Origin of the sequence: Ancylobacter sp. WKF20, assembly GCF_029760895.1 — a bacterium.
In the GTDB taxonomy this organism is placed as follows: domain Bacteria; phylum Pseudomonadota; class Alphaproteobacteria; order Rhizobiales; family Xanthobacteraceae; genus Ancylobacter.
The window spans coordinates 2,945,375-2,968,445 of sequence record NZ_CP121679.1 but is presented as its reverse complement, the minus strand read 5'-3'; the positions used below and the strand labels follow the sequence as shown (position 1 = coordinate 2,968,445).

The window sequence follows — 23,071 nt, the reverse complement described above, 5'->3', positions numbered from 1 at the left end:
GCCCCATCATGGCAAGCCACACCGAGGAAGCCCCCAAAGGTCACGCCATCATCGAGCGGTCGACCACGCTGCTCTTCGTGCTCACCCTGCTGGTCATCCTGATCGGCGGGCTGGTCGAGATCGTGCCGCTGTTCAAGCTGGAGACCACGGTGCAGCCGGTGCCGGGCATGCGGCCCTATTCGCCGCTCGAGCAGATCGGCCGCAACGTCTACACGCGCGAGGGCTGCTACACCTGCCACAGCCAGCAGATCCGCCCCTTCCGCGACGAGGTGGAGCGTTACGGCCACTACTCGGTCGCTGCCGAGAGCATGTACGACCACCCCTTTCTCTGGGGCTCCAAGCGCACCGGGCCGGACCTCGCCCGCGTCGGCTCGAAATACTCCAACGCCTGGCATCTCGCCCATATGATGGACCCGCGCAGCGTCGTGCCGGTGTCGATCATGCCGGCCTATCCGTTCCTCGCCAGCCGCGAGATCGATGTGGAGGGCTTCGCCGCTCATATGCGGGCGCTGCGCAAGGTGGGGGTGCCCTATACGGACGCGATGATCGCCCGTTCGGCCGCCGACATCCGCGCCCAGGCCTCGGGGGACGACAGCGATGGCGGGCTGCTCGCCCGCTATCCCAAGGCGCGGCTCGGCGATTTCGATGGGCATCCCGACCGCATCACCGAGATGGATGCGCTGATCGCCTATCTGCAGGTGCTCGGCACGCTTGCCGAACTGCCGCCGGTCGCGCCTGCTGGACAGGGGAGCGCGCCGCCATGAGCGAGGCCCTGCTCGTCGTCGCGCTGAAATCCTGGCTGGTCGTCGCCGTCGCGCTGTTCGCCGCCATCCTCTGGAGCGTGTTCCGCCCCGGCGCCCGCGCCGAGATGGACCGCCGCTCCCGCATCCCCTTCGCCAGCGGGGAGGACACCGATGGCCACGCCTGAACGCGATCCGCTCACCGGCTACCGCACCACCGGCCATGAATGGGACGGCATCAAGGAGCTGACGACGCCGGTGCCGCAATGGTGGCTCACCGTCTTCATCGGCTCCTGCTTCGTCGCGGTGGCCTATATGTGGCTCTTCCCTTCGGTGGCGACGCCCATGGGCGTGTTCAAGGGCCAGCTGGGCTGGACCAGCCGCGGCCAGCTTGCCGAGGAGGTCGCCGCCGGTCGGGCGGCGCAGGCCGACTGGCGCCGGCTCCTCAACGAGGCGCCGCTCGACCAGATCGAGGCCAACCCGGAATTGCGCCGCTTCGCCATCGCCGGCGGGCGGGCCGCCTTCAACGAGAACTGCGCGCCCTGCCATGGCGTTGGCGCGGGCGGCCAGATCGGCCAGTTCCCGGCTCTGATCGACGATGACTGGTTGTGGGGTGGCACCATCGCCGACATCCACCAGACGGTGAGCTACGGCATACGCTCCGGCCATGACGAGACTCGCCAGAGCATGATGCCGGCCTTTGGCGAGATGCTCTCCGCCACCGACATCGACGCCATCGCCGATTATGTGCTGACCCTTGCCGATCCCGGCCAGGCGGCGGCGCGCGGCAAGATGCCCGGCGCCGCCCTGTTTCAGCAGAACTGCGCCGCCTGCCATGGCGTCAATGGCGAGGGCAACCGCGAATTCGGCGCACCGACGCTCAACGACGCCATCTGGCTCTATGGCAGAACCAAGGAGGCGGTCCGCCACCAGATCGCCACTCCGCGCATGGGCGTGATGCCCGCCTTCGCCACCAAGCTCGACGCCGAGACGATCCGCATGCTCGCCGTCTATGTCCATACGCTGGGCGGGGGCGAGCGCTGATGCCGGCAACCGTCCTTCCCGGTCTTGCTCCCGCCCGCGCCGCTATCCGGCCGGACATTCCCCACGCGGTGCGCGGGCGGTTCCGGCGCATCAAGACCGGCCTCACCTGGGGGATGCTCGGCTTCTTCTTCCTTGTGCCGTGGCTGCGCTGGGAGCGCGGGGAGGGGCTGCCGGGGCAGGCAGTGCTGTTCGATCTTCCGGGCCGCCGGCTCTTCGTCGTCGGGCTGGAGTTCTGGCCGCAGGATCTGCCGATCGCGGTCGGCCTGATGGTGGCGGGGGCCTTGGCGCTGTTCTACGCGACGACGCTGGCCGGGCGGGTCTGGTGCGGCTTCGCCTGCCCGCAGACGGTGTGGTCCGACCTCTTCTTCACGGTGGACCGCCTGATCGTACGTCTGGTCGGCAAGGGGGCGCGGGAGCGCCGGCTGCGCACTCTCGCCTGGGGCCTCATCGCGCTGGCGACCGGCATTGGCTTCACCAGCTATTTCATCGACGCGCCCACTTTGCCCGGCCTCCTCGTCGGAGGACAGGCGCCCGCTATCGCCTATGCCACCGTGCTGCTGCTGACCGCGACGACCTTCCTCCTCGCCGCCCATGCCCGCGAGCGCGTCTGCCTGCATATGTGCCCGTGGCCGCGCTTTCAGGCCGCGCTGCTCGACCGGCAGAGCCTCGTCGTGACCTATCAGGCATGGCGCGGTGAGCCGCGCGGGCGCAAGCGCGATGCGTTGCGGCCCGAGCTGATCGAGCCGGGGTTGTTCGTCCTGGCGCGCGATGCCTCGGCCTTCACGGTCACGCCGACATCCGCCCCGCTGCGCGGCGACTGCATCGACTGCACGCGCTGCGTCACCGCCTGCCCGACCGGCGTCGACATTCGCGACGGCCTGCAGATGGGCTGCATCGGTTGTGGCCTGTGCATCGACGCCTGCGACGAGGTCATGGGCAAGCTGGAGCGCCCGGCGGGCCTCATCCGCTTCGATGGCGAGACCACGCCGGGGGACAGCCGGCAGAGCGCGCCGCGCATTGGCTGGATGAGGCCGAAGGCGCTGGCCTTCGGCCTCGCCGCCCTGCTGGCCTTCGGCCTCTCGGCCTATGGCATGGCGACGCTGGCGGATGTGAGCGTCCATGCCGAGCCACAGCGCAACCCGCCCTTCGTGCAGCTCTCCGACGGCAGCGTGCGCAACGATCTGGCGCTGCGTCTCGCCCATCGCCGACCGGGGCTCTCCGCCGTCACCCTGCATGTGGAGGGGCTCGACGGTGCACGCCTCCGCCTCGGCACGCTCGACCAGCCGCCCGGCGTCCACCTCGACATCGCCATCGGCACGGGGCGCAGCCTCGAGGAACGGTTGCTGATCACCCTGCCGCGCGCGAACGCGCCCAAGGGGCGTCGCGATTTCGAGCTGGTGCTGGCCGATGCCGCGACCGGCGAGGAACTGGCCCGTCTGCCCAGCTATTTCTGGGGGCCCGAGCGATGAGCCATATGCCCGCCGCCCCGCAGAGCCGCCGCGACCTGTGGATCCCCGCCGGCTTCGTGCTGTTCTTCGTGGCGCTGGCCGGGCTCCAGCTCTGGTTCGTCCTGCTGGCGAACCGAACTTTCACCGGCCTCGTCACCGATCCCCGGCCGGCGGGCCTTGCCCATGGCACCGCGCCGGCGACCGACTGGTCGGCGCGGCTGACCTTCACCCCGACCGGTCCCCTCGCCGGCACGCTGGAGGTGACGCTGGCCGACCGCGGCGGCCGACCGCTCGTCGCCGAACAGCTCTTCGCCACCGCCGAGCGGACGACGCGCTTCCCCCAGCTTGTGCCGATCCTGCTGCATCCCCGCGGCGCCGGTCGCTTCGCGGCCGACCTGCAGCTGCCGCTGGCGGGGCCTTGGGCGGTGCGGCTCACGCTGACGCAGCAGGGCGCCACCACCGAGCGGGTCGAGACGGTCGAGGTGATGCCATGAGCGCTGCCTATGCGGCCGGGAGCCTATCGGGAGACGACCTCACGCCCCGCTCGATCTGCGGTTTCGTCGAGACGAGGGGCGACATCCGGCGGCTTAGCCTGCTGGTCGACGGCGCGCATTGCGCCGCCTGCATCAGCGCCATCGAGGAGCGGCTGCGCGACGATCCGGCGGTGACGATGGCACGGCTGAACCTCGCTTTGCGCCGCCTCAGCGTCGAATGGCGCGGCGACCTCGCCCATGCCGACACGCTCGCCCGGCAGGTCGAGGCTCTCGGCTACCGGGTGGCGCCGTTCGACCCCGCTTTTCTCACCCGCCTCGACAGCGACGCCGGCCGCGAGCTCCTGCGCGCGCTCGCCATCGCCGCCTTCGCCTCGTCCAACGTGATGATGCTCTCGCTGGCGGTCTGGGCGGGGCAGGCCGAGGACATGGCGGGCGGCACGCAGCTATTGTTCCAATGGCTGGCCGCGCTCGTCGCCCTTCCCGCCGTCGCCTATGCCGGGCGCCCCTTCTTCCGCTCGGCGCTTGGGGCGCTGCGGCAGGGACGCACCACTATCGACGTGCCGATCGCGCTGGGCCTCATCCTCACCAGCCTGATCAGCCTCATCGAACTGATCCGCCACGGCCGCGACGTCTATTTCGACAGCGCGACGGCGTTGCTGTTCGTGCTGCTAGTCGGGCGCTATCTCGATTTTCGCGTGCGCGCCCGCTCCCGCGCCACCGTCGAGCGCCTGCTGATGCTGAAGGCCCATGGCGCGACGGTGTGCCGGGAGGATGGAACGCTCGCGGTTCTGCCGGCCCATGCCGTGCGCGCCGGCATGATCATCCTCTCTCGCCCCGGCGAGCGCGTGGCGGTCGATGGTATCGTCGTGGAAGGACGCTCCGATATCGATGTTGCCATCGTCACAGGTGAGAGCCTGCCACGGGCGGTTGGGCCCGGCACGCGGGTGCTCGCCGGCAGCGTGAATCTCACGCAGCCGCTGAAGCTGCGGGCCAGCGCCGGCGTCGAGGACAGCCACCTCGCCGACATCGTCCGCCTTGTCGAACAGGCCGAGGCGCGCCGGGGCCGGGCGCGTCAGCTGGCCGACCGTGTTGCCCGCATCTGGACGCCGATCATCCACGGCGTGGCGCTGGCGACCTTGCTCGGCTGGTGGCTGCTGACCGATGCCGGCCTCGCCCCCGCGCTGCTCAATGCCGTGAGCGTGCTCATCATCGCCTGCCCCTGCGCCATCGGGCTCGCCGTGCCGGCGGTGCAGGTGGTGGCGACCGGCGCGCTGCTGAAACGCGGCATTCTGCTGCGCGCCGGCGATGCGCTGGAGCGGCTGGCCGGCGTTGATCTCGTCGCCTTCGACAAGACCGGGACGCTCACACGCGGCGAACCGCGCATCACTGAGTGGCCCGAGGACAGCACCGCGATCCGTCTCGCCGCGTCCCTGGCCAGCGCCAGCCCCCATCCGGTGGCGCGGGTCCTCCACGCCGCCGCGCCGCTGGAGGAACCGGCTGCCGGCTGGGAGGAAGTGCCCGGCGAGGGAATCCGCGCGATGACGCCGGAGGGCGAAGTCCGGCTCGGCCGCGCCAGCTTCTGCGATGTGCCGGGTGCCCCGGACAGCCCGACCAGCGAGGTCTGGCTGGCCCGCCCCGGCCACGCCCCGGCGCGCTTTGCCGTCGAGGATGCCCTTCGCCCCGACGTGGCGGAGACGGTGACACGGTTCGCCGCGGCCGGCATCCCGTCGGCGATATTGTCGGGAGACCGGCCCGAGGTGGTGGCGCGCGTGGCCCGGGTGCTCGACATTGGCATCGGCCAAGGCGGGCTGTTGCCGCGCGACAAGCTCGCCCGGCTGGAGGGCTGGCGTGCCGCGGGGCGCCACACGCTGATGGTCGGGGACGGGCTCAACGACGCGCCGGCGCTGGCGGCGGCGCATGTCTCGGCAAGCTTCGCCCATGGCGCCCCGGCGAGCCAGAGCGCGGCGGACATCGTGCTGCCCTTCGGCGATCTCGCCGCCGTCCACCATGTCTGGCGGGCCGGGCGGCGCGCCCATCGCATCATCCTGCAGAATCTGGGACTGGCGGCGCTCTACAACATCGCGCTCATTCCGGTGGCGGTGTGCGGGCTGGTGACGCCGCTGGGCGCGGCCCTCGCCATGGCGGCGAGTTCGCTGACCGTCACCCTCAACGCGTTGCGGGCGGGTGAACCGAACGGGGAGCGCGGCTGATGGATGTGCTGCTGTTCCTCGTTCCCATCGCGCTGGCGCTCGGCACGCTGGGATTGGCGGCGTTCTTCTGGACGCTGCGCACCGGTCAGTATGACGACCTCGACGGCGACGCCACTCGCATTCTCCTCGACAAGGACACCCCCGAGGCTTCCCCATGAACGCTCTGACGCCTTTCAAGCCCGCCCCGGCTGCTCATGTCCGGCAACTGGCCTCGGTCGAGATGCCGCGCCCGCTGCCTTTCCTGCTGAACGTGCTGCTGGCCGGTGCCCTGGGTTATCATCTCGGCGGCTGGATGGCCGCGCTGGCGGGGGCCGGCGCGCTATTGGTGGTGCTCGGCGGCTTCCTCCTCGCGCCGCAGATCGGGCAGGCGCGGCGGGCGCTGGAGCGGGTGGGGCGCTCGGTCTGGGTCATGCTGCGTCCGCTGGTCGGCCTTGTGCTGTTCCCGCCGGTCGCCGCCATCACCCTCGTGCTGAGTGTCCTTCTGCTGGTCGGGGGAAGGGTCGGTGCCCGCATCAACCGACCCGCCGTTCCCGGCTCCCTCTCGGCGCTCGCGACCCTGCGCGCCTGGCGGCACCTGCTGCTTGGCCTGTTCACCTCGGTCAACCTGCCGATGACCGCCGTCAACATCCTGCTGCTGGTCGTCCTGGGGTGTGTCGGGATCGGCATCGAGGTCGCCTTCTACGCGGCGCTGGCGGCCGTGCCGGTGATGATTGTCGCCCTGGTGATGGTCGCCATCGAAGCGAGCCGGGAGCCGGAGGACGGCCCGGCGGCGGGCTGAACCATCGTGATGGTCGATCTCAGCTTTCTTGGCGGCCTGATACTCGGCCTTGCCAGCAGCCTGCACTGCGCCGGCATGTGCGGTGGCATCGCCTCCGGCCTTCTGCTCGCCTTCGACCCCCGCCGCGGACCGGCGCAACGCGCCGGGGTGCTGTTGGTGAGCCAGGCGGGGCGGATCACCGCCTATGTCATGGCGGGCAGCTTCCTCGGCGTCGTCGGATCGGAGTTCTACGGCGCCTTCCATCAGGCGGGCGCGCATCTCGTCATGCGCTGGGCGGCGGCGGTGGCGCTTGGCTGGATCGGGCTGTCGATGACCGGCCTGGTGCCGGCGGTGAGCGTCGTGGACCGGCTCGGCGTGCCGTTCGCCCGGCTGGCGCGCCATCCCGCCCGCCTCGCCTTTGCCGGCGGCTACGCCGGCCCGTTCATTGCCGGGACCGCCTGGGGATTGCTGCCCTGCGGCATGGTCTATGGCGCCCTGTTCTACGCCATGCTGACCGGGAGCGGGGGCGGCGGGGCGATGGTGATGGCCGGCTTCGGGCTCGGCACGCTGCCGGCGGTGACGGCGACAGCCTTAGGCGTCACCGCGCTGCGGCACATGGCGTTCGCGCCACGTATCCGCGTTCTGGCGGGCGCGACCCTCGTCGCGATCGCGGCAGCCAGCGCGCTGCTGCCAGCCGCCGCCTGGGAAGGGCTGTGCCTGACGTGATGGCGGTTGCGCCTTGGACAATTTGACCAGTACCGGCGGCGTGAAACAACGCTAGCATCGGGCTGTCATGGCGCATCTTGCTCACAGTCGCGACCGCACGCCCGCGCGGGCCTCGCATCGGCGTGCGCGGGGGTCGATCCATACGCTGTTGCACCTGCTGTGCGCTGTCGCCCTGTTGCTGGTGGGTTCGGTCCATCAGTTGCCCGCGCGTGCCGCTGGCGCTCCCGCGAGCATCGACCTCAGCGAGTATGCTTTGCCGGACGGCACCGTGCCGGTGCTGTGCCTGTCGCCCTCCGATGACGGCTCCTCCTCCGGCATTCCGCATGGTCACGGCTGCGACGCCTGCCGGCTGGCCGCGACGCCGGAACTGCTGACGCCCCAGCACGACCTGTTCCAGCACGCGGACTACACGCTTCTGACGCGGCCGCGCCTTCCCGAGGCGGCGCCGGCCCAGCCCGTCCTGCTGTTCCGTCTCGCCCAGCGTGGCCCCCCAGCGTCCGGCTTTCACGCCTGAATCGCGGCAGGCCACCGCCTGCCTTGGTCGCGTGTCCGCGCGGTCCGGCCCAGGCCGGCCCTGTCGGACGAATGCCGGGGTCCAACCATGTTCATCAACGCTGCCCTACGGTCCGACGCCCTGCGCGCGTGGCCGCTCTTGCCTGTTCCGTCCGAGGCGGACGCGTCTGCGCTCGTGATCGCCGCCCGTGAACCGGTCACGCCCGACCTTCTCGCTGAGGGTCGCCTCTATCGGGTCGAAACCGGCTGCCTGGCGCTCTGCCGCCAGGTCGACGCCGAGCGGCGTCAGATCCTCGACATCGTCGGCCCGGGCCGGTTGATCGATCAGGGCCTAGCCAACCGCCTCCCCTGCCAGATCGTCGCCTTCGCGCCGACCCGTCTCGCGCCGGTCGACGCCCCGTCGATTGGGCTGGAGGCGCTCGCGGCCGCGCATCAGCAGGTGATGCTGGACCGGGCCCTCGGCCATCTCACACGGCTCGGCCGGCTGGGCGCCGGCGAGAGGGTGGCCGAGGCGCTGCTCGATCTCGCCGGGCAATATGCCCCTCAGGCCTGTTTCAAGGGCGAAGGGAGCGAGGCGTTCCCGTTCCATCTCAGCCGGGGCGATCTCGCCGACTGGCTGGGCCTCACTCTGGAGACGGTCAGCCGCTGCATGAGCCGGCTCAAGCAGGACGGGGTGATCGACTTCGGCAAGGGCCCCAGCCTAACCGTTCTCGATCGCGCCGCCCTGACCGAGATCGCGCGCGGCAGCCGGAAACTGCAGGCGCTCTACGCGCCCCGGCAGGCGGGATGAAGGCCGCGGATGGTTCGCAAAGGGCTTTGCGGCACTCCCCCCGCCCATGATAATCCACGCGCGGCGCCGCCGGGCGTCTCAGGACATTGGGGTTCAGGCTCGTGACTGGCAGGCGGCAGGGATGGAGCTTTGTGGTCGCGCTGGGCGCGGCCTATCTGCTCGTTCTCCAGCTTCTGCTCACGGGCCTCGCTCTCGGCACGCACGCCGCTCCCTCCCTCGCCGACGGCACGCATGGCGTGATCTGCCTCGGCGCGGGGGCGGGCGCCTCCACCCCGGACGCGCCGCCCGCGCCGCCGCACCTGCCCGATTGCTGCCAGCTCGGCTGTCTGATGGGCACGGCGTTGGCGCCATCGCCACGTGTCACGGTGGCCACGGCGTTCCCGTCGGATGCCGCCAGCTCCAGCTTCATGACCCCGACATCGGTCGTGCGGGGCGATCAGGGCTGGCGCACCCCACACAACAGCCGCGCACCACCCGTCCGCGCCTGAGGGCCGGCTCGCGCGAGCGCGCAACGCGCCGTCGCATAAGCTGACGCCCGAGAACCGCGGCTAAGCCGCCGCCTGTGCCTGCGCGCCATTACCTTGCCCATCACCCGGAACGCGGTGGCGTCTGCGCGCTCCAACGGGCACGCGCATGGCAGGGCAATGCGGCGCCCCGGCGCTCTTCTACCCCTCGTCCCCCTCCCGACCTCATGGCCACCGGCCATGCGGCCTTCACCGCTCCTGCCCGCCCCGTGGCTGTGAGTGCCCGCGCGCGCCCCTGTGCCCGCGGCTTCAACCGCCGGCAACAAACCGGCTTCCACCCGAGGAGACCCAAGATGATCCGTTCGACTTCTCTCGCCGCCGCGTTGCTCGCGCTCGGCGCCAGCGGCGCGTTCGCCCATGTCACGCTGGAAACCCAGCAGGCGCCGGTGCCGTCCACCTACAAGGCGATCTTCCGCGTGCCGCATGGCTGCGAGGGCAAGCCGACCCTCAAGGTCCGCATCCAGATTCCCGAGGGCGTGATCTCGGTGAAGCCGCAGCCCAAGCCCGGCTGGACGCTGGAGAAGGTGAAGGGCAAGTACGCCACCACCTATGACTATTACGGCACCCCCACCAGCGAGGGCGTGAAGGAAGTCATCTGGAGCGGCGGCAACCTGCCGGATGATGAGTATGACGAGTTCGTGCTGCGCGCCTATCTCACCCCCGGCCTCAAGACCGGCACGACGCTGTACTTCCCGGTTGTGCAGGAATGCCCGGATGGCGCGACCGAGCGCTGGATCGAGATTCCCGCCGAGGGCAAGAGCGCGGACGACTACGAGCTGCCCGCGCCCGGCGTGAAGCTGGTGCCGAAGAACTGAACCTTGCCTGACCACCGGCGTGCCCCACGGGCACGCCGGTTCCCCTTGCCGGACGAGACACCGTGCCCTTTGCCCTGCTGCCGCCGACACCGTTGCTCCGCCTCCTGCTGATACTTCTGGTCGCGGGTCTGGGCTGGACCTTGCCCAGCCGCCCGGCGCTGGCGCATGCCTCGCTGGTCGCGGCCAGCCCGGCGGATGGCGCGATGCTGGCGCAGGCGCCGGCAGGCTTTGCCCTCACCTTCAGCGAACCGACCTCGCCCCTGCTGCTGTCGCTGGTCACACCAGACGGCACCCGTCTGCCGCTGGACCGCTTCACCCTGCGCGACCAGACGCTGGAGATCGACGCTCCGCCCGGGCTTTCGCAGGGCACCCATGTGCTGAGCTGGCGGGTGATTTCCGAGGACGGTCATCCCGTCGGCGGCTCCGTCGTGTTCTCGATCGGCAGCCCAAGCATAACCGCGCCGGCGGCGGCCGAGGGCGCGGAGCCAAACGTTGCCCGCATGATCTGGGGTCTGCGCGCGCTGCTCTATGCCGGCCTGTTCGTCGGCATTGGCGGCGCCTTCTGCCTCGCCTGGCTCTCGGCACCCGCCCGCGCCGGCGAAACCTGGATCGGCGCCGCGCTGGTGCTCGCCGCGCTTGCCGCGCTCGCCTCCGGCGGCCTTCAGGGTGTGGACGCGCTGGAGGCGCCGCTGACCGGCCTTGGCCGGGCGATCATCTGGCAGACCGGCTTCGCCACCAGCTTCGGCCAGACCGTCATGGGGGCGTTGCTGGCGACGATCCTCGCCGGGTCCAGCCTCGCGACTACCGGCATTCCCGCGCGCTTTCTGTCTCTCCTCGCCCTTGTCACGCTGGGTGTCGCGCTTGCGGCGAGCGGCCATGCCGGCGCGGCTCCGCCGCAAGGGCTGACCCGGCCGGCAGTGTTCCTCCATGGCGTCGGCATCGCCCTGTGGGTCGGGGCGCTTCTCCCGCTCGCGCTGCTCTTTCGGCGCTCAGTGCCCGAGGCGGGCGCCGCCCTGTGCGGCTTCTCGGCCGTCATTCCCTTCGCTGTGCTGCCGCTGCTGGCATCCGGCCTGTTGCTGGCGATCATCCAGCTCGGCACCCCCGCCGCCTTGTGGGAGACGGCCTATGGGCGTGTGCTCGCGGCGAAGATCATCCTCGTGGCGGCGCTCCTCGCCCTCGCCGCCTATAACCGCCGGCGCCTCACCGAACCGGCGAAACGGGGCGAGCCCGACGCCCGCCGCCTTCTGGTGCGAACGATCCAGCTGGAGATCGCCCTCGTCCTTGCCATCTTCGCCCTCGCGGCACTCTGGCGCTTCACGCCGCCGCCGCGCGCCCTTGCCTTGGCCGCCGCCCAGCCGGCGCAGACCCATATCCACGCGCTGAAGGCGATGGCGGACCTCACCGTGACGCCGGGCCGGGCGGGACCGGTCGATGTCAGCCTCATGCTGATGACCGGCGAGTTCGGGCCGCTCGACGCCAAGGAGGTGACGCTGGTGCTGGCCAATCCCACCCTCGGCATTGAGCCGATCCGCCGCAAGGCCGAACGCCGCGACGGGCTGTGGCGCATCGATGGCATGGTCCTTCCCGCGGCCGGGGAATGGAGCGTGCGCATCGACATACTGATCAGCGATTTCGACATGACCCGCTTGGAGGGCACGCTGCACATCCGCCGCTGATCGAGGCGGCACACATCCCGGGCCACCCGAGGACCGGCTTCGAGGTCCGGTCAGCGCACCTTCAGGGACGCCGGCGCCGCTTGGGGGCGATCCTTGCGGGCGGCGTCGTCCATCAGCTCGTACCACATCGCGTTGAGCACGGCGAAGGCAGCCGCGAGCGGCAGGCCGAGGATCCAGGCGAAGTACCACATGACGTGTCTTCCTTCTTTCAGTAGGCGTGACCGGTGTCTTTGGCGATCGCCTGCACGTCCACCTTGCCCCAGAGCACTTTGTAGACCCAGCTCGTATAGGCGAGGATGATCGGCACGAAGATCAGCGCGCAGACCAGCATGATGAACAGGGTGAGATGGCTCGAGGAGGCGTCCCACACGGTGAGGCTGGAGCGCGGGTCGATCGAGGACGGCAGGATGAAGGGGAACATGGACAGCCCCACCGTCGCGATGATGCCGAAGATCGACACTGAGCTCATCAGCCAGGCAAAGCCGCCCTTGTTGGCCCGCAGCAGGATGAAGCTGCCCAGCGCGCCGGCAAGGCCCATGACGGGCGCGATCCACATCCAGGGATGCGCAGCGTAATTGGCGAACCACACGCCCGGCGCCTGCGCCACCGTCTTGGCGAGCGGGTTGGATGGGCCGGTGGTGACGATGGCGCTGGTGAATTCATAGCCGGCAATGCCGAACCAGAGCCACACGCCGCCGAGGATGAACAGGACGAGGGTGACGAGCGCCGCCAGCGAGCCGAGCGTGCGGGCGCGGGCGGCGATGACGCCGTCCGTCTTCAGCTCGATCCAGCCCGCGCCGTGCATCACCAGCATGGCGACGGACAGAAGGCCGGCGAGCAGGCCATAGGGGTTCAGCAGCTCGAACAGAGTCGTGCCGTCATAGAAGATGCGCAAATCGCCATCGAGGTGGAAGGGCACGCCCTGCAAGACGTTGCCGACCGCGACGCCCATCACCAGCGCCGGCACCAGCCCGCCGACGAACAGCGCCCAGTCCCAGCCCGCCCGCCAGGCCGCGCTCTCGCGCTTCGAGCGGTACTTGAAGCCGACCGGGCGCAGGATCAGCGCGAACAGGATGGCGAACATGGCGAGGTAGAAGCCGGAGAAGGACACGGCGTAGAGCGGCGGCCAGGCGGCGAAGATGGCGCCGCCGCCGAGGATCAGCCACACCTGATTGCCTTCCCAGGTGGGCCCGATGGCGTTGATGACCGTGCGCCGTTCGAGATCGGTGCGGGCGACGAAGGGCAGCAGCGTGGCCGTGCCGAGGTCGAACCCGTCCATGATGGCAAAGCCGATCAGCAGCACGCCAAGCAGCAGCCACCAGACAACGCGCAGGACGTCATAGTCGATGAGGGTATGGAGGATCATGGCCTCACTCCGCGGCGACGAGATGGGCGGGAAGGAGGGCGGCTTCCGGCGTATCGTCCGGCTCCGGCCCCTTGCGAATGGCGCGGATCATCAGCGCCATCTCGATGATGATGAGCACGGTGTAGATCGCCGCGAAGCCGAGAATGGTCGTCAGCACCGTGGCCGCGCCGAGATTCGAGACGGCGGCGGCGGTGGGCAGCACACCTTCGATGATCCAGGGCTGGCGGCCGATCTCCGCCACCACCCAGCCCATTTCCGCCGCGACCCAGGGCAGCGGGATGGCGAGCACGGCGAGCCAGAGCAGCGGGCGGTAACGATCGAGACTGCGCCGCGCCGAGAGCAGGAAGAAGGTGCCGGTCAGCAGGATGAAGAAGAAGCCGAGCCCGACCATGACGCGGAACGACCAGAACAGCGTCGGTACGCTCGGCACCGTGTCCCAGGCCGCGGCGGTGATCTGCTGCGGCGTGGCGGTGCGGGGATCGTCGACATGGCGCTTCAGCAGCAGCGCGTAGCCGAGATCGGCCCCGTGATCCTCAAAGGCCTTCTGCACGGCCGGGTCGATGGGTGCGCCCGGCGCCGTGGCGCGGATCTTCTGCAGGGCGTCGAAGGCGACAAGGCCGCTATTGATCCGGTCCTGCGCCTGGCCGACCAGCTCGTCGATGCCAGGCACGGTGGTGTCGAGCGAGCGGGTTGCGATCAGGCCCATCATCCACGGAATGCGCACCGCGTAATGGGTCTCGCGGTCCTCATTGCTCGGCAGGCCGAACAGGGTGAAGGCGGCCGGCGCCGGCTCGGTCTCCCACATCGCCTCGATGGCGGCGAGCTTCATCTTCTGGTGCTCGGTGGTGAGATAGCCGCTCTCGTCGCCCAGCACGACCACGGAGAGCGAGGCGGCGAGGCCGAAGGAGGCGGCGACCGTCATGGAGCGCTTGGCGAGTTCGATATGCCGGCCCTTCAGCACGTACCAGGCGGAGACTCCGAGCACGAAGAGCGAGGCGGTGACATAGCCGGCCGAAACGGTATGGACGAACTTCGCCTGCGCCACTGGGTTCATCAACACGGCGTAGAAGTCGCTCACCTCCATGCGCATGGTCTGCGGGTTGAAGGCCGAGCCCGTGGGGTTCTGCATCCAGCCATTGGCGATCAGGATCCACAGCGCCGACAGGTTCGAGCCGATCGCCACGCACCAGGTGGCGACGAGATGGCCGAGCCTGGAAAGCTTGTCCCAACCGAAGAAGAACAGGCCGACGAAGGTCGCCTCCAGGAAGAAGGCCATCAGCCCTTCAATGGCCAGCGGCGCGCCGAATATGTCGCCGACATAATGGCTGTAATAGCTCCAGTTCATGCCGAACTGGAATTCCATGACGATGCCGGTGGAGACGCCGAGCACGAAGTTGATGCCGAACAGCGTGCCCCAGAATTTGGTCATCTGGCGCCAGATCGGCCGCCCTGTCATCACATAGACGGTCTCCATGATGCCGAGCAGCATGGAGAGGCCGAGGGTGAGCGGGACGAACAGGAAGTGGTAGAGCGCGGTCATCGCGAATTGCAGACGCGACAGATCGACGACGTTGAGTTCCATCTTGGCGGCTCCGTTGGCCGGGTCTCTCGATAACGGCGCACCGCACGGGCACGGCGCAAGGCACGGCAGACCGCACGGCCGGAAGGCCACGGGCGCGTGATCGAATGGCGATGATGATGCGCTTGGTCCGTGACGAGCGCGGCAGAAGCGAGGGAATAAGCGCCAACCTAGTATGGCGCATGCCCCCTCAGAACTCTGTGAAACCGGGGTCCATGTGTCGCGACGATGTCCGCAGCTGTTGCTCGTTGCAGGGCCATGTTTATGGCCTCAGCCGGTCACGGCCTATCCGCAGGAGCCCTTAGACATTTGGTCCGAGGCCGGGAAATCACCATGGCGGGACCGCCAGTGCAGTTCTGGAGTCAGGCTGAGCTTGCGGCAGCGGCACAACTGTTCGGGACATCTGGCAAGGGCCGCCGCCATCTAGGCGAGCAAGGTCGCGACCCTGCCCCATGCGTTGAACAGGCCAGAGGATAGGCCTCAGGCAGCGTAAGTTTTGCGGATGCTGATCGAGCGGATCGTGCTGATGCCCGTCCAGGAGCGGGGCGAAATGTTCGCGGCATCGCATGGCGAACGTCGCACCATCCTCGCATGGACCGAGCGCCAGGCGCCGGGCAGGGCCGTTAAAACAACAAAACCCGCAGCCGAGGCTGCGGGTTTTGTCGCTGTTTTGGTTGCGGGGGCAGGATTTGAACCTGCGGCCTTCAGGTTATGAGCCTGACGAGCTACCGGGCTGCTCCACCCCGCGTCAGAGCCGGGGGCACCAGGGCGCCGCCGACGCCGGGTATCTAGCAATCCGCATGGGCAATTGAAAGGGGGGCAGCGTCGTTTTTGTCATCGCGCCGTCGCAGCCTGTGCCAAGATGGCCGCCAAACCGTTGCGCCGCAAGGACAAAGCGAGATGAGCGAAACTGTGCATGGCCGCCCTGCGTCCGCTGATACCCTGCCGCCAGCGCCCTCTCTCACGGTGTTCGCGGGTCCGTTCGCCCAGGCCGCCGGGGAGGCGGAGGCGGCTTTGGGGCTGGAAGACCCGGTGCGGGCGGTGCATGAGCTGCGCAAGGCGTTCAAGCGGCTGCGGGCGCTGCTGCGGCTGATCGGCGGCGAGCATCGCGGCGAGGCCAAGGCGTTGCGCGCGGCGCTGGGGGAGGCGGCGCGCCGGCTGGCCGGGGCGCGTGACACGCAGGCGCGGCGGGACGCGCTGACCGATCTCGCGGCAAAATCATACCTCACGCCAGCGGCGCATCGCGCGGCGGCCCGGGCGCTGGCGGCCGGCGGCGCGCATGAGGCGGTGGGGCTTGCGCCGCACCGGGAGGATCTTACCGCTCTCGTTGCCGCCTGCCGGGAGGCGGGGCCGCGTTTTGCCGCCCGCATGGACCGATCCGCGCTGCTGCGTGCCCTGCGCGATGAATATGCCCGCGGCCGGCGGCTTGTCCGCTCGATCGATCCCGGCGATCCCGAGAGCCTGCATGAGCTGCGCAAGGCGGTGGTGGCGCAGCGCTACCAGATGGAGCTGGTGAGCGAGGCCTGGCCGGCGCTCGGCAAGGTGTGGGTGGCTGAGCTGCAAAGGCTGCGCGACAAGCTCGGCAAGCATCAGGACCTCGCCGTGCTCGCCGCCGAACTCGCCGCTTTGCCGGCAGGGCGGCAAAGCTGGCGTCAGCCGCTGGCCGATGCCATCGCCGCGCGGCAGGCCCGGCTGGTGCTCTCCGCGCTGCGGCTGCACCGAAGGCTGTTCGCCGAGACGCCCCGCGCCTTCCGCCGCCGGCTCAAGGTCTATTTGAAAGCTGTATCCGAAAAGGAATAAAAGGGCGCGCCGGCCTGTCGCCTCACCGCACCTCGCCCCCGGAGCGCGCCCATGTTCGTCCGCCAGATGCATTATCTCGTCGCGCTCTCGCGCGAGAAGCATTTCGGCCGCGCCGCGCAGGCCTGCAACGTCACTCAGCCCACGCTTTCCGCCGGCATCCGCAAGCTGGAGGAGGAGCTGGGGCTGCCCATCGTGGTGCGTGGCCATCGCTTTCTCGGCTTCACCGCGCAGGGCGAGCGCGTGCTGGCCTGGGCGCGGCAGATCGCGGCGGATTATGAGAGCCTGCGGCAGGAGCGGGCGGAGACCGGGGCGCGGCTCTCCGGCACGCTGCGGCTCGGCGCCATCCCGGCCGCCACCGCCGCCGCGCCCGCGCTGCTGGCGCCATTCCGCGACCGCTTTCCCGAGGTGAAGGTGCAGATGCTCACGCTGAGCTCGGCGGCGATCCAGCGGGGGCTCGACGAGCTCGATCTCGATGCCGGCATCACCTATCTGGAAAACGAGCCACTGAACCGGGTGCGCCGGCTGCCGCTCTATGTCGAGCGCTATGTCTTCGTGACGCGGGCGGGGGAGCCGTTGGCGCGGCGCCGCTCGCTGCGCTGGGAGGAGGCCGCCCGGCAGCCGCTCTGCCTGCTCACGCCGGACATGCAGAACCGCCGCATCATCGATCATGTGATGGCGGAGGCCGGACTCGCCTCGCAGCCGGCGATCGAGACCAACTCCTTCATGGGCGTGTGGTCTTTCGTGCGGCGCGGGCCGTGGACCAGCATCGTGCCGGAGGCGAGTTTCCGTGGTCTTGGCGACGCCGGCGATCTCGTCGCCGTGCCGCTGGTCGATCCCGTCCATGTACAGCCGGTGGGTCTGGTGCTGACGGAGCGCGATCCGCTCAGTCCTGTGGCCGGCGCTTTGCTGAAATTCGCCCGTTCTTGGCGGAATGGCGCGGCTGGAGATGCAGATTTACTTGAGACTGATTTGAAATAGACGTTCTTCATCGGCGCCGTCTATCAATCGTTGCTTCCTTTCGATTTGCGCGCCAGCGCTCCGGCGGGCAGTCTCTCCCCATTGGTCCGGGGCGGTTCGCAGAGCTGATCCGGCCGATGTGGAGGATGCCCGCCGCACAGCGCTCCGATCCAGCGGCAAGCTGGAGCGCCTGCCGGTACCTAAGTCCGTGATGGCTTGAAGGGTCTGCCGTGCGCACGGCGGAAGCGTCCCCGCTTACCCCAGGAGAGGAGACGCCCCCATGGCGAAGGTTCTTTGCGTTCTTTACGACGATCCGATCGATGGCTACCCCACCAGCTATGCCCGCGACGACCTGCCGAAGATCGACCATTATCCCGGCGGCCAGACGCTCCCCACGCCGAAGGCGATCGACTTCACGCCCGGCACGCTGCTGGGTTCCGTCTCCGGCGAGCTTGGCCTGCGCAAATACCTGGAATCGCAGGGCCATACGCTGGTCGTGACCTCCGACAAGGATGGCCCGAACTCGGTGTTCGAGAAGGAACTGGTCGACGCCGATGTGGTGATCTCCCAGCCCTTCTGGCCGGCCTATCTCACGCCTGAGCGCATCGCCAAGGCGAAGAACCTCAAGCTCGCGCTCACCGCCGGCATCGGTTCGGACCATGTCGACCTGCAGGCGGCGATCGACCGCAACATCACGGTGGCGGAAGTCACCTACTGCAACTCGATCAGCGTCGCCGAGCATGTGGTGATGATGATCCTCGGCCTCGTGCGCAACTACATCCCCTCGCATGACTGGGCCCGCAAGGGCGGCTGGAACATCGCCGATTGCGTGGCGCATTCCTATGATCTGGAAGCGATGAGCGTCGGCACCGTGGCCGCCGGCCGCATCGGCCTCGCCGTGCTGCGCCGCCTCGCGCCCTTCGACGTGAAGCTGCACTACACCGACCGCCACCGCCTGCCGGAAGCGGTGGAGAAGGAGCTGAACCTCACCTTCCACGCCACGCGCGAGGAGATGTACCCGCATTGCGACGTGGTGACGCTCAACTGCCCGCTGCACCCCGAAACCGAGCACATGATCAATGACGAGACGCTGAAGCTGTTCAAGCGCGGCGCCTATATCGTCAACACCGCGCGCGGCAAGCTGTGCGACCGCGACGCCATCGCCCGCGCCATGGAGAGCGGGCAGCTGGCGGGCTATGCGGGCGACGTGTGGTTCCCGCAGCCGGCGCCGCAGGATCACCCCTGGCGCACGATGAAGTGGAACGGCATGACGCCGCACATTTCCGGCACCTCGCTGACCGCCCAGACCCGCTATGCGGCGGGCACGCGCGAGATCCTCGAATGCTTCTTCGAGGGCCGGGCGATCCGCGACGAGTACCTGATCGTGCAGGGCGGCGCGCTCGCCGGCACCGGCGCGCATTCCTACTCCAAGGGCAATGCCACCGGCGGCTCGGAAGAGGCGGCGAAGTTCAAGAAGGCGGGCTGACCCTCCGCCTCGACGGGCGGTGCTGGACGCGGCGCCGCCCGCTTCAATCCTGACGGCGCCGGCTGCGGCGCCGTCGCCCCCCGAACTTCCTCTCGGCGCCGGCCCTCGCGAGCTGGCGCCTTTCTTTTGCGGAATGGATCTCCGTCATCCCGGCCGAGCGCAGCGGAGAGCCGGGATCGCTGTCCATTCGTCTCGCGATCCCGGATCGTATCACGATCCCGGATCGGCCTTTCGGCCGTCCGGGATGACGATGGGGCGGGGTGCCGTTAACCGCCGACGGTGCGAAGATACCGGATGGGCCGCCCCGGCGCGACGGCCTGCGCGGCGCGCACGATCCCCTGCGCGTCCAGCCCGTAATGGCGGTAAATATCCACCAGCGTGCCGGTCTGGCCGAACTTCTCCACCCCCAGCGCCCGCGTGCGATGCCCGTGAACGGCGCCGAGCCAGCCGAGCGTCGCGGGGTGGCCGTCGACAAGGGTGACCAGAGCGCAGCCCGCTGGCACCTCGGCGAGCAGCGCCTCGACAGGGCTGGGCGGCGTCGGCGCCCCTTCCTCGCGCGCCCGCTGCGCCACGTTCCAGCCGGCATGGAGCCGGTCGGCCGAGGTGATGGCGAGCAGGCCCACATCGCGCCGGTCCTCCGCCATCAGCCCGACCGCCTCGATGGCTTCCGGCGCCAGCGCGCCCTGATAGGCGACGACTACCTGCGCGTTCGGCCCCGGCCGGCGCAGCCAGTAGCCGCCCTTGACGATGTCGGCCGCGAGCGCCGCGTTCATGGTGCGCGCGGGCTGGTCGATGGTGCGGGTGGAAAGCCGCAGATAGAGCGACTGGCCGTCCTCTTCCTGAAGATTCACCAGCCCGTGCCGCAGGATGACCGCGAGTTCGTCGACAAAGGCCGGCTCGAAGCTCGCCAGCCCGTCCTGTGCCATGCCGATCAGCGGGGTGGCGATGGACTGGTGCGCGCCGCCTTCCGGCGCCAGCGTCACGCCGGAGGGGGTGGCGGCGATGATGAAGCGGGCATCCTGGTAGCAGGCATAGTTCAGCGCATCGAGCCCGCGCTCGATGAAGGGATCGTAGAGCGTGCCGATGGGCAGCAGCCGCTCGCCGAACAGCGAATGGGAGAGGCCGAGCGCCGAGAGCATGATGAACAGGTTCATCTCGGCGATGCCGAGCTCCAGATGCTGGCCCTTGGGCGAAAATTCCCAATTGAAGGTGGAGGGGATGCGCTCCTTTTTGAACGTGTCCGCCAGTTCCTCGCGCGCGAACAGGCCGCGCCGGTTCACGAAGCCGCCGAGATTGGTCGAGACCGTCACATCCGGCGAGGTGGTGACGAGGCGGCTGGCGAAGGCGCTGTCCTGCTTGCCGATCTCGTTGAGGATCAGGCCGAAACCCTGCTGGGTCGACATCGCCGGCTGCAGCGGCACGTCGAGCGTCTCCGGCACGGCAATGCGCGGCGCCTGATGCCGGCGGGGGCCCTGGGCGTTGAAGGGCACGGCCTTCAGGAAAGCATCGAGCGTCGCGACGGGCAGTGTCAGCCCCTCGAACTTCTCCCATTCATGACCGGGGCGCACGCCGTGGCGGGCGCGCAGGCTTTCCACCTGCGCCGGTGTCATGAGACCGGCATGGTTGTCCTTGTGGCCAGCGAGCGGCAGGCCGAAGCCCTTGATGGTGTAGGCGATGAAGCAGACCGGTCGGTCATGGGTGCGGGCCTGCGCGAAGGCGTCGATCAGCGAGGGCAGATCATGCCCGCCGAGATTGGCCATGAGCGCGGCAAGTTCCTCATCCGTGCGCCGCTCGATCAAAGCGGTGACGGGGCCCTGATCGCCGATCTCGTCGAGCAGGCGCCTGCGCCAGGCCGCGCCGCCCTGGAAGGTGAGGGCGGAATAGAGCTGGTTGGGGCAGGAATCGATCCAGTCGCGCAGCTTCTCCCCGCCCGGCTCGGCAAAGGCGGCCTGCTGCAGGCGGCCATGCTTGAGGATGACGACGTCCCAGCCGAAATTGCGGAAAATGCTCTCGAAACGCTGCCAAAGCCCTTCGCGCACCACGGCATCAAGGCTCTGGCGGTTGTAATCGACGATCCACCAGGTGTTGCGCAGGCCGTGCTTCCAGCCTTCCAGCAGCGCCTCGAAGATGTTGCCCTCGTCCATCTCGGCATCGCCGACGAGCGCGATCATCTTGCCTTCCGGCCCATGGCCGAGCCCCTTGGCGGTCAGGTAATCCTGCACCAGAGAGGCGAACAGCGTCTGCGCGACGCCGAGGCCGACGGAGCCGGTGGAGAAATCGACGTCGTCCACGTCCTTGGTGCGGGAGGGGTAGGACTGCGCGCCCTTATAGCCGCGGAAGTTCTCCAGCTTCGCCCGCGTCTGGTTGCCGAGCAGATACTGGATGGCGTGGAAGATCGGGCTGGCATGGGGCTTCACCGCCACCCGGTCTTCCGGCCGCAGCGCGTTGAGATAGAGCGCGGTCATGATGGTGGCGAGCGAGGCGGAGGAGGCCTGATGGCCGCCGACCTTCAGCCCGTCGACATTGGGCCGGATGTGGTTGGCGTTGTGGATGGTCCAGGTCGCCAGCCAGAGGATCTTGCGCTCCAACTCCTCCAGCAGCGCGAGATCGGCGGTGTAGGCGGTGGGCGTGTCGGCGATCGACTTCTGGGCGGCCATGCGCGCGCTCCCGGTGACGCTAGGTTAATCAGGCTAGCGCCGTTACCGTGCGCGATGCAGCTATTCTTGGCCAGTCACACGGTCTAGATTGGTGAAATCAGCCACCATGGCGGGGTTCCAAGGTGATTCATGCCAGACGCCGTCGATGCCATCGACCGCCGCATCCTCGCCGCGCTGCAGCAGGATGCCCACATCACCATGGAGAAGCTCGCCGCTCTCGTGGGGCTGTCGCCCTCGCCTTGCGCAAGGCGGGTGCGCAACCTCGAGGCGGCCGGCGTCATCAAGCGCTATGTGGCGGTGGTCGATCAGGACAAGATCGGCCTGCCGATCAGCGTCTTCGCCTCCATCAAGCTGGAGCGCCAGCGCGAGGATGAGCTCGACCGCTTCGAGAAGGCCATTGCCCGCTGGCCGGAGATCGTCGAGTGCTATCTGATGACCGGCCAGCGCGATTACCTTTTGCGCATCGTGGTCAAGGACTTGCCGGCCTATGAGGCCTTCCTCAAGCGCACGCTGACGCGGCTCGACGGTGTCGCCTCGATCGAATCCAGCTTCGCGCTGAGCCAGGTGAAGCACGCGCAGGGCCTGCCGATCGAGTGAGGTGTCCCGTAACGGGTTGCTCTGGGCGGGAGGGGGTGCCTATCCTGCCGGCCCTTCTCGACGCGCGAGGCGACATGAGCAAGAGCGAGACCGGCCGTATCCGCATTGGCGTTGGCGGCTGGACCTTCGAGCCGTGGCGCGGGGCGTTCTATCCCGAGGGCCTGACGCAGAAGCGCGAGCTGGAATATGCCGCGTCCAAGCTCACCGCCATTGAGATCAACGGCACCTATTATGGCTCGCAGAAGCCGGCGAGCTTCGCGAAGTGGTATGATGAAACCCCCGAGGATTTCGTCTTCACGCTGAAGGGCCCGCGCTTCACCACCAATCGCCGGGTGCTCAGCGAGGCCGGCGAGTCCGTCGAGCGGTTCCTGTCCAGCGGCGTGACCGAGCTGAAGCACAAGCTGGGGCCGATCAACTGGCAGTTCATGGCGACGAAGAAGTTCGACCCGGCCGATTTCGAGGGCTTTCTCAAGCTCTTGCCGAAAAGCGTCGAGGGCCGCGACCTCCGCCACGCGGTGGAGGTGCGCCATGACAGCTTCAAGAATGCCGAGTTCGTGGAGATGGCGCGGGCCTATGGCGTCGCGGTCATCGTCGCCGGGGATTCGGAATTTCCCTCCATCGCTGATGTGACGGCGCCCTTCGTCTATGCGCGGATCATGGGGACGCAGGAGGACGAGGCGCAGGGGTATAAAAATACCGCGCTCGATCATTGGGCCGGTATCGCCAAGGCGTGGGCGCAGGGCGAGACGCCGGGGCCGCTCGCCAACCAACTGCTCGCGCCGGCGGCGGAGACAACGCCGCGCGACGTTTTCCTCTTTGTCATCAGCGGCTTCAAGCCGAAGAACCCCGCCGCCGCGATGGCGCTGATCGAGCGGGTTTAGGCGAAAGACGT

At 68.9% G+C, this 23,071-nt stretch carries 23 protein-coding genes and 1 tRNA gene; 19 read left to right on the top strand and 5 right to left on the bottom strand.

Features of this window, described 5'->3' with window-relative positions; all coding sequences use genetic code 11:
- Positions 1-8: 8 nt before the first annotated feature.
- The 14 genes from ccoO to AncyloWKF20_RS13630 all read left to right on the top strand — a co-directional run bounded on the left by ccoO (position 9) and on the right by AncyloWKF20_RS13630 (position 11,737).
- Complete coding sequence (ccoO, locus tag AncyloWKF20_RS13695) at positions 9-764, top strand: cytochrome-c oxidase, cbb3-type subunit II (RefSeq protein WP_279314584.1); 756 nt, start codon at positions 9-11, stop codon at positions 762-764.
- Positions 761-928, top strand: coding sequence for a cbb3-type cytochrome c oxidase subunit 3 (locus tag AncyloWKF20_RS13690; protein WP_279314583.1), 168 nt, complete (start codon positions 761-763; stop codon positions 926-928). The genes ccoO and AncyloWKF20_RS13690 overlap by 4 nt, the downstream gene beginning before the upstream one ends.
- Positions 915-1,784, top strand: coding sequence for a cytochrome-c oxidase, cbb3-type subunit III (ccoP, locus tag AncyloWKF20_RS13685; protein WP_279314582.1), 870 nt, complete (start codon positions 915-917; stop codon positions 1,782-1,784). Before AncyloWKF20_RS13690 ends, ccoP begins: the two co-directional genes overlap by 14 nt.
- Positions 1,784-3,253 (top strand): cytochrome c oxidase accessory protein CcoG, encoded by a 1,470-nt coding sequence (ccoG, locus tag AncyloWKF20_RS13680; RefSeq protein ID WP_279314581.1) that lies wholly within the window; start codon positions 1,784-1,786, stop codon positions 3,251-3,253. The genes ccoP and ccoG overlap by 1 nt, the downstream gene beginning before the upstream one ends.
- The gene (locus AncyloWKF20_RS13675) at positions 3,250-3,726 is read left to right on the top strand and encodes a FixH family protein (protein WP_279314580.1); all 477 of its coding nucleotides are present in this window, start codon (positions 3,250-3,252) and stop codon (positions 3,724-3,726) included. Before ccoG ends, AncyloWKF20_RS13675 begins: the two co-directional genes overlap by 4 nt.
- On the top strand, positions 3,723-5,936 hold the full coding sequence (locus AncyloWKF20_RS13670) for a heavy metal translocating P-type ATPase (protein ID WP_279314579.1): 2,214 nt from the start codon (positions 3,723-3,725) through the stop codon (positions 5,934-5,936). Before AncyloWKF20_RS13675 ends, AncyloWKF20_RS13670 begins: the two co-directional genes overlap by 4 nt.
- Positions 5,936-6,094: a cbb3-type cytochrome oxidase assembly protein CcoS gene (gene ccoS / locus AncyloWKF20_RS13665; protein WP_279314578.1), complete on the top strand. Its 159-nt coding sequence runs from the start codon at positions 5,936-5,938 to the stop codon at positions 6,092-6,094. The genes AncyloWKF20_RS13670 and ccoS overlap by 1 nt, the downstream gene beginning before the upstream one ends.
- A complete protein-coding gene (locus tag AncyloWKF20_RS13660) occupies positions 6,091-6,714 on the top strand; it encodes a hypothetical protein (protein ID WP_279314577.1) in 624 nt (207 codons plus the stop codon). The genes ccoS and AncyloWKF20_RS13660 overlap by 4 nt, the downstream gene beginning before the upstream one ends.
- A gap of 9 nt (positions 6,715-6,723) precedes the next feature.
- A complete protein-coding gene (locus tag AncyloWKF20_RS13655; protein WP_279314576.1) occupies positions 6,724-7,419 on the top strand; it encodes a sulfite exporter TauE/SafE family protein in 696 nt (231 codons plus the stop codon).
- Positions 7,420-7,486: 67 nt separating this feature from the next.
- The gene (locus tag AncyloWKF20_RS13650) at positions 7,487-7,933 is read left to right on the top strand and encodes a hypothetical protein (protein ID WP_279314575.1); all 447 of its coding nucleotides are present in this window, start codon (positions 7,487-7,489) and stop codon (positions 7,931-7,933) included.
- Positions 7,934-8,020: 87 nt separating this feature from the next.
- Positions 8,021-8,722, top strand: a complete 702-nt coding sequence (locus AncyloWKF20_RS13645; RefSeq protein WP_279314574.1) for a Crp/Fnr family transcriptional regulator — start codon at positions 8,021-8,023, stop codon at positions 8,720-8,722.
- A gap of 131 nt (positions 8,723-8,853) precedes the next feature.
- Positions 8,854-9,210, top strand: coding sequence for a hypothetical protein (locus AncyloWKF20_RS13640; protein WP_279314573.1), 357 nt, complete (start codon positions 8,854-8,856; stop codon positions 9,208-9,210).
- A gap of 329 nt (positions 9,211-9,539) precedes the next feature.
- Positions 9,540-10,061 (top strand): YcnI family protein, encoded by a 522-nt coding sequence (locus AncyloWKF20_RS13635; RefSeq protein ID WP_279314572.1) that lies wholly within the window; start codon positions 9,540-9,542, stop codon positions 10,059-10,061.
- A 62-nt stretch (positions 10,062-10,123) separates the two neighbouring features.
- On the top strand, positions 10,124-11,737 hold the full coding sequence (locus tag AncyloWKF20_RS13630) for a copper resistance CopC/CopD family protein (RefSeq protein WP_279314571.1): 1,614 nt from the start codon (positions 10,124-10,126) through the stop codon (positions 11,735-11,737).
- Positions 11,738-11,787: 50 nt separating this feature from the next.
- Here AncyloWKF20_RS13630 and cydX read toward each other — a convergent pair whose 3' ends face one another.
- The 4 genes from cydX to AncyloWKF20_RS13610 all read right to left on the bottom strand — a co-directional run bounded on the left by cydX (position 11,788) and on the right by AncyloWKF20_RS13610 (position 15,430).
- Positions 11,788-11,928 (bottom strand): cytochrome bd-I oxidase subunit CydX, encoded by a 141-nt coding sequence (cydX, locus tag AncyloWKF20_RS13625; protein ID WP_279314570.1) that lies wholly within the window; start codon positions 11,926-11,928, stop codon positions 11,788-11,790.
- A gap of 17 nt (positions 11,929-11,945) precedes the next feature.
- Entirely contained in the window at positions 11,946-13,103 is a 1,158-nt protein-coding gene (cydB, locus tag AncyloWKF20_RS13620; RefSeq protein WP_279314569.1) for a cytochrome d ubiquinol oxidase subunit II, read from the bottom strand.
- Positions 13,104-13,107: 4 nt separating this feature from the next.
- On the bottom strand, positions 13,108-14,685 hold the full coding sequence (locus AncyloWKF20_RS13615) for a cytochrome ubiquinol oxidase subunit I (RefSeq protein WP_279314567.1): 1,578 nt from the start codon (positions 14,683-14,685) through the stop codon (positions 13,108-13,110).
- Between the two features lie 668 nt (positions 14,686-15,353).
- Positions 15,354-15,430: transfer RNA gene (locus AncyloWKF20_RS13610), tRNA-Met, on the bottom strand.
- Positions 15,431-15,582: 152 nt separating this feature from the next.
- Here AncyloWKF20_RS13610 and AncyloWKF20_RS13605 point away from each other — a divergent pair.
- The 3 genes from AncyloWKF20_RS13605 (at position 15,583) to AncyloWKF20_RS13595 (ending at position 18,925) form a co-directional block, all read left to right on the top strand.
- Positions 15,583-16,482: a CHAD domain-containing protein gene (locus AncyloWKF20_RS13605; protein WP_279314566.1), complete on the top strand. Its 900-nt coding sequence runs from the start codon at positions 15,583-15,585 to the stop codon at positions 16,480-16,482.
- A 51-nt stretch (positions 16,483-16,533) separates the two neighbouring features.
- Positions 16,534-17,460, top strand: a complete 927-nt coding sequence (locus AncyloWKF20_RS13600; protein WP_279314565.1) for a LysR family transcriptional regulator — start codon at positions 16,534-16,536, stop codon at positions 17,458-17,460.
- A 259-nt stretch (positions 17,461-17,719) separates the two neighbouring features.
- Positions 17,720-18,925: an NAD-dependent formate dehydrogenase gene (locus AncyloWKF20_RS13595; protein WP_279314564.1), complete on the top strand. Its 1,206-nt coding sequence runs from the start codon at positions 17,720-17,722 to the stop codon at positions 18,923-18,925.
- A gap of 266 nt (positions 18,926-19,191) precedes the next feature.
- Here AncyloWKF20_RS13595 and AncyloWKF20_RS13590 read toward each other — a convergent pair whose 3' ends face one another.
- The gene (locus AncyloWKF20_RS13590) at positions 19,192-21,582 is read right to left on the bottom strand and encodes a transketolase (RefSeq protein ID WP_279314563.1); all 2,391 of its coding nucleotides are present in this window, start codon (positions 21,580-21,582) and stop codon (positions 19,192-19,194) included.
- 129 nt (positions 21,583-21,711) lie between these two features.
- Here AncyloWKF20_RS13590 and AncyloWKF20_RS13585 point away from each other — a divergent pair, with 129 nt between their 5' ends.
- Together AncyloWKF20_RS13585 and AncyloWKF20_RS13580 are read left to right on the top strand one after the other, a co-directional pair.
- Complete coding sequence (locus AncyloWKF20_RS13585; protein WP_279314562.1) at positions 21,712-22,179, top strand: Lrp/AsnC family transcriptional regulator; 468 nt, start codon at positions 21,712-21,714, stop codon at positions 22,177-22,179.
- A gap of 74 nt (positions 22,180-22,253) precedes the next feature.
- A complete protein-coding gene (locus tag AncyloWKF20_RS13580) occupies positions 22,254-23,060 on the top strand; it encodes a DUF72 domain-containing protein (protein WP_279314560.1) in 807 nt (268 codons plus the stop codon).
- Positions 23,061-23,071: the final 11 nt, after the last annotated feature.